The organism is Cupriavidus campinensis (assembly GCF_905397395.1).
GTDB lineage: Bacteria > Pseudomonadota > Gammaproteobacteria > Burkholderiales > Burkholderiaceae > Cupriavidus > Cupriavidus campinensis.
Genome location: NZ_CAJPVH010000028.1, coordinates 55,086 through 66,747, shown reverse-complemented (window position 1 = coordinate 66,747; position 11,662 = coordinate 55,086). Strand labels below are relative to the sequence as shown.

General features: G+C 70.0%; 9 protein-coding genes. 1 reads left to right on the top strand and 8 read right to left on the bottom strand.

What is annotated here, in order from left to right; all coding sequences use genetic code 11:
* The 8 genes from KHO18_RS16550 to KHO18_RS16515 form a co-directional block, all read right to left on the bottom strand.
* The coding region (locus KHO18_RS16550; RefSeq protein ID WP_457912090.1) for a phosphorylase family protein at positions 1 to 318 on the bottom strand (318 nt) is incomplete at its 3' end.
* The gene (shc, locus tag KHO18_RS16545) at positions 315 to 2,333 is read right to left on the bottom strand and encodes a squalene--hopene cyclase (RefSeq protein WP_144196915.1); all 2,019 of its coding nucleotides are present in this window, start codon (positions 2,331 to 2,333) and stop codon (positions 315 to 317) included. The genes KHO18_RS16550 and shc, both read right to left, overlap by 4 nt.
* A gap of 78 nt (positions 2,334 to 2,411) precedes the next feature.
* Positions 2,412 to 3,260 carry a presqualene diphosphate synthase HpnD gene (gene hpnD / locus KHO18_RS16540; protein WP_144196916.1) on the bottom strand — a complete coding sequence of 283 codons (849 nt, stop codon included), beginning with the start codon at positions 3,258 to 3,260 and terminating at the stop codon, positions 2,412 to 2,414.
* 201 nt (positions 3,261 to 3,461) lie between these two features.
* The gene (locus KHO18_RS16535; RefSeq protein ID WP_211943568.1) at positions 3,462 to 4,067 is read right to left on the bottom strand and encodes a DUF2889 domain-containing protein; all 606 of its coding nucleotides are present in this window, start codon (positions 4,065 to 4,067) and stop codon (positions 3,462 to 3,464) included.
* Between the two features lie 97 nt (positions 4,068 to 4,164).
* Positions 4,165 to 5,313 carry a porin gene (locus KHO18_RS16530; RefSeq protein WP_144196918.1) on the bottom strand — a complete coding sequence of 383 codons (1,149 nt, stop codon included), beginning with the start codon at positions 5,311 to 5,313 and terminating at the stop codon, positions 4,165 to 4,167.
* Positions 5,314 to 5,597: 284 nt separating this feature from the next.
* The gene (locus KHO18_RS16525) at positions 5,598 to 6,254 is read right to left on the bottom strand and encodes a hypothetical protein (protein WP_144196919.1); all 657 of its coding nucleotides are present in this window, start codon (positions 6,252 to 6,254) and stop codon (positions 5,598 to 5,600) included.
* A gap of 13 nt (positions 6,255 to 6,267) precedes the next feature.
* Positions 6,268 to 7,386, bottom strand: coding sequence for a CaiB/BaiF CoA transferase family protein (locus KHO18_RS16520; RefSeq protein WP_211943567.1), 1,119 nt, complete (start codon positions 7,384 to 7,386; stop codon positions 6,268 to 6,270).
* A gap of 88 nt (positions 7,387 to 7,474) precedes the next feature.
* The gene (locus tag KHO18_RS16515; RefSeq protein ID WP_144196921.1) at positions 7,475 to 8,437 is read right to left on the bottom strand and encodes a tripartite tricarboxylate transporter substrate binding protein; all 963 of its coding nucleotides are present in this window, start codon (positions 8,435 to 8,437) and stop codon (positions 7,475 to 7,477) included.
* A gap of 283 nt (positions 8,438 to 8,720) precedes the next feature.
* Here KHO18_RS16515 and KHO18_RS16510 point away from each other — a divergent pair, with 283 nt between their 5' ends.
* Positions 8,721 to 11,528 carry a LuxR C-terminal-related transcriptional regulator gene (locus KHO18_RS16510; RefSeq protein ID WP_144196922.1) on the top strand — a complete coding sequence of 936 codons (2,808 nt, stop codon included), beginning with the start codon at positions 8,721 to 8,723 and terminating at the stop codon, positions 11,526 to 11,528.
* Positions 11,529 to 11,662 lie beyond the last annotated feature (134 nt).

Sequence of the window (11,662 nt, the reverse complement as noted above, 5' to 3'; positions counted from 1 at the left end):
GGGCACCGCCTGCGGCAGCGCGCGGCGTAGCGCGGCACTCCAGAACGGGTCGGTGCGGAACGATTCGGCGCCGGCGCGCACGCCGGTGGCCACGATGACCGTGCCCGGCGGCAGCGTCGGGTCGAGCCCGCCCGCCACGCCAAAGCTGATCACGCCGGCGAAGCCGCCCGCGCGGCCATCCTTCAAGGCCTGGTCCAGCGCCCGCGCCAGCGCGGCGTCACGGCGGCCGTACAGCGTTTCGATACCGGGGCCGGCGGCGATCTGCGCCTCGAAGCGCATGCCGCTCACCGCCAGCACCGGGGCGTGGGCGGGGCTCACAGGCCCCACGCCACGGCGTGGTTACCCTCGCGCAGCAGGTTGCGGAAGCGCGCCAGCGCCCACAGCGGGAAGAAGCGCGCGTAGCCGTGGTAGCGCAGGTAGAACACGCGCGGGAAGCCCACGGCCGTGAAATACGGCTCATCCCAGAAACCATGGCTGGCCTGCGTGCGCAGCAGGAACTCCACGCCGCGCACCACGGCCGGGTGGTCGCCGGCGCCGGCCGCCATCAGGCCCAGCATGGCCCAGGCGGTCTGCGACGCCGTGCTCGGCGCGCGCTCGTAACCGCGATAGTCGAGCTTGTAGCTGTCGCCGGACTCGCCCCAGCCGCCGTCCGGGTTCTGGATCGACAGCAGCCACCTGGCCGCGCGCTGCACCTCGGGCGCGTTGGCGCCGATGCCGGCGGCGTTCAGGCCGCACAGCGCGCTCCACGTGCCATAGATATAGTTGGTGCCCCAGCGGCCAAACCAGCTGCCGTCCGCTTCCTGCTCGTCCAGCAGGTAACGCAGCGCGCGCGCGGCGGGCTCGCTGTTGGCCGGCATCTGGCCGAGCTGGCAGAGCATGGCCAGGCAGCGCGCCGAGACATCGGCGGTGGGCGGGTCCAGCAGCGCGCCGTGGTCGGCGAACGGGATGTTGTTCAGGTAGAGATGGGTGTTCTCGGGCTCGAAGGCGCCCCAGCCGCCGTTGCTGCTCTGCATGCCGACGACCCACTCGCAGGCACGCGCCACGGCGGTCTTGTAGCGGTCGGTCCGGTCGCCCTTGTCGGCGCGGTCCATTGCGGCGGCCACCACGGCGGTGTCGTCCACGTCCGGGTAGTGGGCATTGGCGTACTGGAAGGCCCAGCCGCCGGGCCGCACGTCCGGGCGGCGCACGATCCAGTCGCCCTTGAGGTTCAGTTCCTGCAGCGGCACCAGCCAGTCCAGGCCGCGCGCGGCGGCGGCGATGGCGCGCGGCTCGCCCACTTCCAGCAGCGCGTGGCTGGCCAGCGAGGTGTCCCAGACCGGCGACAGGCAGGGCTGGCAATAGGCTTCATCGTCGCGGACGACCAGCAGCTTGTCGATGGAACGGCGCGCGATGGCGCGGTCCGGATCGCTCGCGGGCACGCCGAGCACATCGAACATCAGCACCGAATTGACCATCGCCGGGAAGATGGCGCCGAGGCCGTCTTCGCCGTTCAGGCGCTCCACGGTGAACGTGCGGGCGCGCTCGATGGCCCGCGCGCGCAGGCTGCGCGGGAACAGCGGCTCGGCCACGCGCACCACGGCGTCCAGCGCGCGGAACACGCCCACCCAGAGCGGGCTCTGGTGCGGCGCGCGCGCCGGCAGCCGGGTCGACTGGGCCGGGCGCAGGAACAGTTCGTCGATGCCGATCTTGCGCGGGTTGCGCGCCCGCGGACGCAGGCTGTTCAGCACCAGCAGCGGCACGATCACCGTGCGCGCCCAGTACGAGACCTTGGAGAGATGGAACGGGAACCACTGCGGCAGCAGCATGATTTCCACGGGCATCATCGGCACGGCCTGCCACGGCATCACGCCGTACAGGGCCAGCAGGGTGCGCGTGAAGACGTTGCTCGCCTCGGCGCCGCCCATGCCGTGGATGGCGGCCCGTGCGCGGCGCATGTGCGCGGCCTCGGGGTCGTCGCCGGCCATCTTGAGCGCGAAGTAGCCCTTCACGCTGGCGCTGATGTCGGAGGCCCCGGCGTGGAACAGCGGCCAGCCGCCATCGGCGTTCTGGATGCGGCGCAGGTAGTTGGCGATCTTGCCCTCGAGCACCGGGTCGGCCTGCTCGCCGAGGTAATGCACCATCAGGATGTATTCGGCCGGGATGGTGGCGTCGGCTTCCAGCTCGTAGACCCAGTGGCCATCGGCCTGTTGCTGGGCGAGCAGGGTATCCACGGCATGGGCGATGCCGGCGTCGAGCGGGTCCGGCAGGGCAGGCTGGGCGAGCCGGTTCACGCTGGCAGCCAGCGCGTCGGTGGCGGTGAATTCGGGGCGGGTGATCGTTGCGGCCTGGTTCATCAATTCTGGGGGCACTTCTCTCTCTACGGATGGCGCGGCAAGCGGCCGCGCCTCCTCTTCCATATTAGGGGTGTCGGGTCAGGCAATGGCATGCCGGAGCAGGATCCACACCAGCTTGGCCTTGGGCACGCGCACACGCGTGCGCGGCGGCTGCCAGCCACGCGCCAGCAGGCGCGTGAGAATGCCGTGGTAGACCTCGAACATGATGCGCGGCGAGCGCACCACGCGCGCCGGGCAGCGCGCCATGATGGCGGCGGAGGCGTCGTAGTGGGCCTGGGCTTCCCGCGCGAGGCCCTGGCAGACCGTGCCGATGGCGGGGTGATGGATCACGGCGTGCGGCGTGCCGATCGGGATGCCGGCGGCGGCCAGCGCCTCGGCGGGCAGGTACAGGCGGCCGATGCCGGCGTCCTCGTCGATATCGCGCAGGATATTGGTCAGTTGCAGCGCGCGGCCCAGGTGGTGCGCCAGCGCAATGCCGGGCGCTTCTTCCAGGCCGAACACGCGTACGGCCAGCCGGCCCACGGCGCTGGCCACGCGGTCGCAATAGGTGTCCAGCGTGGCGGCGTCCGGTGCGACGATGGTCGCCACCACGTCCATGATCATGCCGTCGATGACGTCGCAGAAGTCCTGCTGCTGGAGGTGGAATGCCTGGATCTGCACGTTCAGCGGCTCCAGCGCGGCGGGCGCCCGGCCGGCGTAGCAGGCGGCGATGTCCGCGCGCCATTGCTCGAGCGCGGCCAGACGGTCGGCGTGCTGGGTGTCGCCATCGGCAATATCGTCCACGGCGCGGCAAAACGCGTAGATCTCGAACATGGCCTGCCGCTGGGAGGCGGGCAGGATGCGCATGGCCGTGTGGAACGAGCTGCCCGATGACACGGCGGGTCCCGCGAGCGGGGCGCCTGGCGTTGCGATTTCAGTACCGGCCACGGATTTCCTCGGCACGCTTGTCGGGTCCGCGGGGCCTGTCAGACGCCGTCCGGTGGACTGCCATGGAAACTGCGGGATGGCGCTGTGCGGACGGAGCCGCGGGCGTTGCGCGGATTCGGAGTTTTTCGAAGTCGGGCGATTATAACAACTTCATTGCAGGCGAGTCATGTGACGGGGTCGGCACTAAATGTGGATGGTGCATCACTCCTGCGCCGTCGTCTCCGGCACCACTGCCGCCCTGCGGTGCATCGGCCAGATGACCTGGGCGGCCTCGCCGTCCAGGCGGTAGGCGTGGCAGGTACCCAGCACCCAGGGCTGGGGCAGGGGCGTATCCCCGTGGAGCTTGGTGTGCCAGGGCGATTCCTCGCGCTGGATCGACATCATGGTCTGCATGGCCGTGGTGGCCAGCGGGCCGAGCAGGTCGGTCAGGTGCGTGCAGCCGCGCACGCCGGCCAGCCGTTGCCGGGCTGCCTGATGAAAGCCCTTGCCGATGTGCAGCCCGATCAGGGTGGCGTAGGCGGCGTTGATCTCGGCGCAGTAAGGCGTGGGGCCGGTCTCGGTACGGGCGGCGAAGTGGTGGATCACCATGCCGGCATCGACGGTCATGGTCAGGTGCATCCGGTGCAGGTGGCCGCCGGCGGGCAGGTCGGTGAACGGCAGCTCGGTGGCGACGGCGGAGATGTCCTGCATCTCGGCCTCGATGTCGTAGCGCCCATCGTCGCGCAGGTAGCCGCGGCACAGGATGCTGCGGGTATGCCGCAGCGTACGGAAGGGGGGCGTGGTGGCGTCTGGTACGGCGTTGGCCATGGTCGTCATCCTTGGGACTGTGGGGGTCTGTCAGGGATGATGCCGTTCCCGGGGGGGTGGGGGTCCCCCCCAAGAACGGGTGGCCGGGGGTGGCCGGTCAGAAGATCTGGCGCACGCCGATGGTGACGCCGACCATGTTCTGCTGGCCAGACATGGTCGGGTACTTGAAGGCGTAGGCCGTGGCCAGGCCGTCGAAGCTCAGGCCGCCGTTGTGGGCGTAGCCGACCGACATATAGACGTCGGTGCGCTTGCTGAAGTTGTAGGTGGTGGTGAAGGTGACCTGCTGCATATTGGGCGGATTGGTCTCGGCCGCCGTAGCCGTGGCGCGCGCGCCCTTAACGTCCGCGTAGTAGTAGGCCAGCGAGAGGCCCCAGGCCGGCGTGGCCTGGTAGTTCACGCCCGCCCACCAGTAGTCGTCACGCAGCAGCGTGGCGCCGCTGGCGAACTCGCCCTTGTTGTAGCGATAGCCGAGCGTGAACTTGAACGGGCCGGTGTTGTAGAGGCCCGCCGCGCCGAGCTTGGTCATCTTGCCCGGCGCGCCGATCTGCGCCGCCGGACGCCATTCGTCGGCGGCAATCGACAGGCCCAGGCCGGAGCCGTTCAGGTACATCAGCGAGGCGCCGTAGCCGGTGTTGTCCTTGAAGTTGCCCGGCACCTCGCCGGCGCCGCCGTTGGCCAGGGCGATGGCGGCGTTCTGCACGGCCACGCCGGTGCCGAACGAGAAGTGCGCGGCGGCCTGGATCGGGCCCCACTTGCCGATGTACTTGGCCATGTTGTCTTCGCGGTAGTTCAGGCCCATCCACCAGATGCCCGGCTCGTAGGTGGCGGCGAAGCGCATCGGCGCGAAGTTGGCCATGCCCTCGAAGAACGAGGTGTACTGGCGGCCAAACGTCAGCTTGCCGAAGTTGGCGTTCTGCAGGCCGACGAACGACTGGCGATTGAACAGCGGCACGCCCTGCAGGGCGCCGCTATCCCACTGGAAGCCACTTTCGAGCACGAACAGCGCCTGGGTGCCGGCGCCGAGGTCTTCCACACCACGCAGGCCCCAGCGCGAGGCGGACAGGCCGCCCACGGAGGGCATGCCGACGCGGCTGCCGCCCTGGTTGGGCGTGGCGGCCGAGGTGGCGACCCGGTTGACGTACTCGATGGAACCATCGACCACGCCATACAACGTGACGCTCGTCTGCGCATGGGCCGTGATCGCGAGCGGGGCCAGCGCCGCCAGGGTAATGAACTTCCGTTTCATGCTTGAGGGTCTCCTTATCGTTCTAGGAACCAGCGCATTGGCTGGTTGCGCGTTCGCTTTCGCGGCGCACGCACAGTAAAGCGCGGATGCCCCGGAAACCTGCCCACTCCGGATGGGCGGACTGTCGCATTTGCGCACTACCCATCCGTGCAGACCCTTACCTCCTTCGCGCCCTGTCTTTCCCAACATCGCCCAAAAAAAATCCGACCCTGGGGTCGGAGTAAAGGCCATCGCCGGAACCGACATCCAGCGATGGAGGGCCTGTTCGTAAAATCTTTAAAACATCAGCGGTACAGCGGGGCCGCATGCCGGGCGGGTACCACGGCCCAGACAGCAAACGGCTCGAAGGGCGGCACGCGCCGCACCCATTGCGTGGCGCAGGTGCCGCAGCGATACCGGCATTCGGCCGCCCCATGGGGCCGGGGCGGTTCGTTGACGCCGTCCCGCGCCAGTTCGGCATGCGGGGTATAGCGGCGGATGTCCTGGCGCAGGTCGTCGCAGTCGCCGCACATGTCGGGCGCGACGGCTGGCGATGTCGATGGCGCTGCCGCAGACGTCGCCGGGGTGTCGTCGCGCATCGGACGGATGCCCGGCGCGCGGCTCCAGCGCTGCACGCTGGCCCAGTACAGCGCGCGCAGGGCGCGGTCCGTGGTACCGGCGGCGGTGCGCCGGCCGATTTCCAGGTGCCCCTGCTGGAGCAGCCCCTGCTCCGCGCCGCAGGCGAGGCAGACCAGCTGCCGCCGGCCCTGTGCCTGCCGGATCCACTGGTCGAGCAACCGCGCGCGCGAGGCCGCCGCGTCACGGCTGGGCATGCCATGCCGCGCCAGCGTGCGGTCCAGTTCATCGCGCACCGCGCGTACCTCCGCGATCAGCGCGGACAGCTTCGGCTGGAGGCGGCCGGCCGGTTGCGGCGTGGCGCCGCGTTGCGTTGCACTCGCCATGACAACGCTCCGCTCAGGCCTTGGCGGAAGAGCGCCAGACGCTGGCGGCGCCTTGCGCCAGCCCTGCCGCGATCTCGGCCGTATGCTGGCCATGCGTCGGGATGGCGCCGGGCTTGCGCGCCTCGCCGTCGAAGCGCGGCGCCGGCGCGGCCTGGAGCCGGCCTTCGCTCTCCACGTAGACGCCACGCGCCACGTTGTGCGGGTGCCTGGCTGCTTCCTCGGGGCTCAGCACCGGGCCGAAGCAGACGTCCGTGTTCTCCAGCAGCGCTTGCCATTCGGCGCGGGTGCGGCTGGCGAACAGTTCCGCGAAGTGGCGGTGCAGTTCCGGCCAGCGCTTGCGGTCCCACTGCCGTGCGAAGCGCGGATCCTCGGCCACGCCGAGCTTTTCCAGCAGCAGCGCGTAGAACTGCGGCTCGATCGACCCCACCGTGATGCAGTGCCCGTCCGCGCAGCGGTAGGTGGCGTAGAAGTGCGAGCTGTCGAAGATGTTGTCGCCGCGCTGGCCGGTGACGAAGCCTTTGGACTGCGTGGCGAGCAGCAGTTGCAGCATGTGCGCCGAGCCGTCCACGATGGCCGCATCGACCACCGTGCCCTTGCCGGTAGCGCGCGCGTTGAGGATGCCGGACAGCAGGCCGATGGCCAGGTACAGCGCGCCGCCGCCGATATCGCCCACCACGGTGATGGCGGAGGAGGGCGGCTCGACCGGCCCGCCGTTGTAGTACAGCGCGCCGGACAGCGAAATGTAGTTGTTGTCGTGCCCCGCGGCCTGCGCCATCGGGCCGGACTGGCCCCAGCCGGTCATGCGGCCGTAGACCAGGCGGGGATTGCGTGCGTGGCAGACATCGGGGCCCAGGCCCAGGCGCTCCATCACGCCGGGGCGCATGCCTTCGATCAGCGCGTCGGCGTCCTCGATCAGGCGCAGCACCAGTTCGCGGCCTTCCGGCGTCTTGAGGTCGGCCACGACCGAGCGCTTGCCGCGGTTGATCACATTGCCTGCCGGGGGCGGCGTGCTCTCGCCGGGCAGGCTGCGTTCTACTGCGATCACATCCGCGCCGAGGTCCGCCAGATGCATGGCGCAAAACGGCCCCGGGCCGATACCGCAGATTTCCACGATCCTGATGCCAGACAACATGTGTTTCTACCGTTGGATGAAGGGAGGGGCCTAGGTTACGGTCAGGCCCTCCCACCCCCTCCCCCCCGCATCGGGTAGGTAGCGGGGGTCAGTCCAGCCGGGCGCCCGTGCTCACCACCAGCCGCTGTTGCACCGGGTACATCGCCTCGTAGTTGGCCAGCGCCTGCTTGCTGCTGTTGCCGATCGGCTCCATGGCGATGGCGCGCATGCGGGTGCGGATCGGCTCGGAGGCAATCGCGGCGCGTGCGGCACTTTCCAGCTTTTCGACGACCGGGGCGGGCGTGTTGGCCGGCACCATCATCACCACGCGGCCGGTGACCTGGAACTCCGGGTCGGTCAGGCCGGCCTCGGCCAGCGTCTGCACGTTGGGCAGGCCGGGCAGGCGGCGGTCCGACGCCACCGCCAGCACGTTGAGCTTGCCCGTCTCGACGAACGGCTTGGCGGCGAAGGCCGAGACGAAGGCGAGGTCGATCTGGCCGCCCACGAGGTCCTGGATCATCGGCGCCTCGCCCTTGTAGGCCACGTGCGTGATGTCGGCCTTGCGCGTGCGGGCCAGGTGCGAGCTGACCAGATGGCCGTAGGACCCTACCCCCCACGAGCCGAAGCTGGCGCGGTGGTGCGCGGTCCAGTCCAGCAGCTCCTTCACGTCCTTGGCCGGCACGTGCGGGCTGGCCACCAGCAGCACGCCGGCGGTGCAGATCTCGGTGACGAAGGCCAGTTCCTTGCGGGTGTCGTATGGCAGCTTCGTATACAGGAACTGATTGTTGAGAATCGCCTGGGTCAGCGTGATGCTGACCGTGTAGCCATCGGCAGGTGCCTTGGCCACCACATTCGTGCCGATCATGCCGGACGCGCCCGGGCGGTTCTCGACGATGACCGGCTGGCCTAGGCGCTTGCCCATGTCGTCGGCGAGCGCGCGGGAGACGATGTCGGCGGCGCCGCCCGGGGTGAATGGCAGGACGAAGGTGATCGGGCGGTTGGGGTAGGGCGACTGCGCGGCCGCGGCCTGGGCGAGGCATGCCAGCACGAGCATGCAGGTCTTCTTGAACATTCTGTCTCCTGGTCGGCGCGGTCGGGCCGCGCATCGTGTTTTGGCGCTGTGGCGGGAAGGGGGTCCCTGCCGCCGACGCCATCATGCACGGCGCGTGCGCGTCACGACCCACCCGGTCCGGGTGGACGTTGGGGAGGCCCGGCCCCCCACGCGCGCCGGAAACCCAGGCGCGGTGCGGCCTCCAGACTGACCCCGATGGTCCGCATGCTGCCGCGTCTCTATAATGCGGGGTTCCCATCGCGCAGAATCCTGCCTGGGTGACGAGCCCGGCACAATCGACGACATGTCTTCGTATGACCCGGCGCCGAAGCCATTGTCGGAGGCTTCCGCGCGCAACTTCGAGCCCATCGCCGGTACCAAGCTGGTACCGCCACGGCCCGCCCGCCGCCCGCTGGCGCGGGAGGTCCTCGCGGCGCGCCTGCTCGAAGCGCGGCACAAGCGTTGCGTAATCGTGCAGGGGCCGGCTGGGTGCGGCAAGACGTCCGCGCTGGTCAGCTGGCGCCAGTCGCTGGTGTCGCTCGGCTTCGAGGTGGCGTGGCTGTCCTTGTCCGAGGAGGACGACGATCCGGCCCGCTTCTTCGATTGCCTGCTCGCCAGCATCGGCCTGATCGATGCCGAAATCGTCCGCGACGCGGCGACCCTGGTGGGCGACGGCAGCGATGCCTCGGCCATCGAGCACTGGGTGGTCACGCTGATCGAGGCTATCGCCGCGCAGCCGCGCGACCTCGTGCTGATCCTGGACGATGTGCACCTCCTCGAGGACGCCCGCATCTGGCAGATGCTGCAATGGCTGTTCGACTATGCGCCGCCGCACCTGCACATCGTGCTCTGTTCGCGCGCCGCGTTGCCGCTCTCGCTGGCGCGCCTGGATTCGCAGGGGCTGGTGGCCACGCTGGACCTGCGCGACCTGCGCTTCAGCCCCGAGGAGTCCGAAGCCTACCTGCGCGATCAACTCGGCGAGATCTCGCCGCGTGACGCGCGCCGCCTGCACGAGCTGACCGATGGCTGGATCGCCGGCCTGCAGCTGTTTGCGCTCGACATCAAGGCCAAGCAAGGCACCGGCACGCCGGGCTTCTTCCCCGGTTCCACCAGCACGCTGCGCGACGCCAGCGCCTTTGCCGACTATTTCGAGCACGAGGTGCTGCGCCAGCTCGGCACGGACGACCAGGAGCTGCTGACCTGCGTGGCCATCTGCAGCCGCTTCTGCGCGCCGCTGTGCGCCACGCTGGTGGGCGAGCCGCGCGCCGTGGCGCGCATGACCACCCGGCTGGTGCGGCTGGACAGCAGCAACCTGTTCATCATCCAGGTCAGCGGCCACGACCATGAAAGCTGGTATCGGCTGCACCCGCTGTTGCGCGAGGTGCTGCTGGCGCGCGTGGCGCGCATGCCGCAGGCCCGGCAGCATGCGCTGCACGCGGCGGCGTGGCGCTGGTTCGAGCAGCGCGGGCAGGTGGAGGAGGCGGTCCGGCACGCGGTGATGGCTGGCGAGGCCGGCGCGGCGGCCGACGCCATCCAGACCTGCGCGCCCGAGCTGCTCGCGCGCGGCAGTTTCCGCCAGCTGAGCGGCCTGCTGCGCCTGCTGCCCGTCGCGCAGATCGAGTCGCGCTTCGCGCTGCAGCTGATGCAGGCCCACGTGGATTTGCGCTCGCTCAGGCTGGACGCCACCACGCGGGCCATCCCCCGGCTGGAGGCGCAGGCCGCCGCGCTGGGCGCCCGCGAGCGCTTCTCGGTCATCGTGCTGCGCGGCGCCATGGCGCTGATGCGCGACGATATCGGCGCGGCCGTGGCCCTGCTGCCCGAGCTGGAAGCCGCGCCGCCCGATGCCGACGATTTCGTGCTGACCTCGCGCGCCAACGTGCTGGGCTGGCTGCACATGCACCGTGGTGAGTACGAGCGCGCCCGCCAGATCCTGGCCGATGGCACGCATCATGGCGGCGGCGGCATGCTCAGCAACCTGATCGGGCGATGCCTGTCCGGCCTGAGCCTGTCGATCGAAGGCAGGATGCTGCAGGCCGAGCCCGTGTTCCGGCAGGTGCTGCACGAGGCCGACCAGCTTGGTTCCGAGTACGTCGGCGTGGCGCACATGGCAGCGGTGCTGCTGAGCGAGACGTTCTACGAACTCAACGAGATCGACGCCGTCTGCACGCTGCTGGAGCGGTGGATCGGCCAGCTGGAAACCGTGTCGGTGCCGGATGCCACGCTGCGCGCGCTGCTGATGCTGTCGCTGTCGCACCGCGTGGCGGGCCGGCGCCTGGAGGCCGCGGCCTGCCTGGACCGCCTGGAGGACTACGCGGTGCGCAACAACCTCGACCGCCTGCTGGTAATGGCGCTCAACGTGCGCTCGCGCTGGCAGTTGCGCGAAGGCGAGACCGATCTGGCCGAGGCAACCATCGAGCGCGTGCGCAAGCTGGCCGCCGTCAACGCGGGCCGGACCGATGTATGGGAGATTGCGGCGCACGCGCAGCTGGCCTGCATCGGCCTGTGCCTGCATCGACATGATTTCGACGGGGCGCTGGCCCGGCTCCAGCCGATGCTCTCCAGCCCGGTGCTGGCGTCGCGCGGCCGGCATGGCGCCATCGTCCATATGCAATGCGCGGTGGCCGAGAACGGCCGGGGCAATGGCCGTGCCGCGCGCGAACATCTGGTCGAGGCGCTCCGTCTTGGCCACCGGCTGGGCCTGCTGCGCAGTCTGCTCGATGCCACCTCGGGCGGCGTCACGCTGCTGCGCACGGTGCTGGCCGAAGGCACGCTCGACCCCGTACTGGCGTTTTATACGAAGCGGCTGCTCGAGGCGTCGGGCCGCTGGCGCGAGCGCCAGGCGCCGGCCGCGCCGGCCCGCCGCTCGGCGCCGATCAAGGCCCTGAGCGAACGCGAGACCGAGGTGCTGACCTTGATCTCCCAGGCGATGTCGAACAAGATGGTGGCGCGCACGCTGGCGGTCTCGCCCGAGACGGTGAAGTGGCACCTCAAGAATATCTTCATGAAACTGGGCGTGAGCGGGCGCGACGAGGCGGTGGCCCTGCTGCGCGACCTCGCCGCCGATGCGCCCGCCGGCGGCAAGCCATCCGGCAGCCGTCAGCCTGCTCCGTAGTCCCCGCCGTCCTGCTGCACCGCCACCCCCCCCCGTACCGGGGAGGGGTGACGCCGTCGCACCGCTGTAACGTCCAGATCCGTGGGCGGGCGTCCTTCCGGCATCTCTTCTGGCATGCCCGCCTGTTTGTCCGT

What these genes read in the sequence shown, in the direction of transcription:
- KHO18_RS16535 (WP_211943568.1), bottom strand. Translation starts at nt 4,067, where the DNA reads ATGGCCAACGCCGTACCAGACGCCACCACGCCCCCCTTCCGTACGCTG.
- KHO18_RS16520 (WP_211943567.1), bottom strand. Translation starts at nt 7,386, where the DNA reads ATGTTGTCTGGCATCAGGATCGTGGAAATCTGCGGTATCGGCCCGGGG.
- KHO18_RS16525 (WP_144196919.1), bottom strand. Translation starts at nt 6,254, where the DNA reads ATGGCGAGTGCAACGCAACGCGGCGCCACGCCGCAACCGGCCGGCCGC.
- shc (WP_144196915.1), bottom strand. Translation starts at nt 2,333, where the DNA reads ATGAACCAGGCCGCAACGATCACCCGCCCCGAATTCACCGCCACCGAC.
- KHO18_RS16510 (WP_144196922.1), top strand. Translation starts at nt 8,721, where the DNA reads ATGTCTTCGTATGACCCGGCGCCGAAGCCATTGTCGGAGGCTTCCGCG.
- KHO18_RS16530 (WP_144196918.1), bottom strand. Translation starts at nt 5,313, where the DNA reads ATGAAACGGAAGTTCATTACCCTGGCGGCGCTGGCCCCGCTCGCGATC.
- KHO18_RS16515 (WP_144196921.1), bottom strand. Translation starts at nt 8,437, where the DNA reads ATGTTCAAGAAGACCTGCATGCTCGTGCTGGCATGCCTCGCCCAGGCC.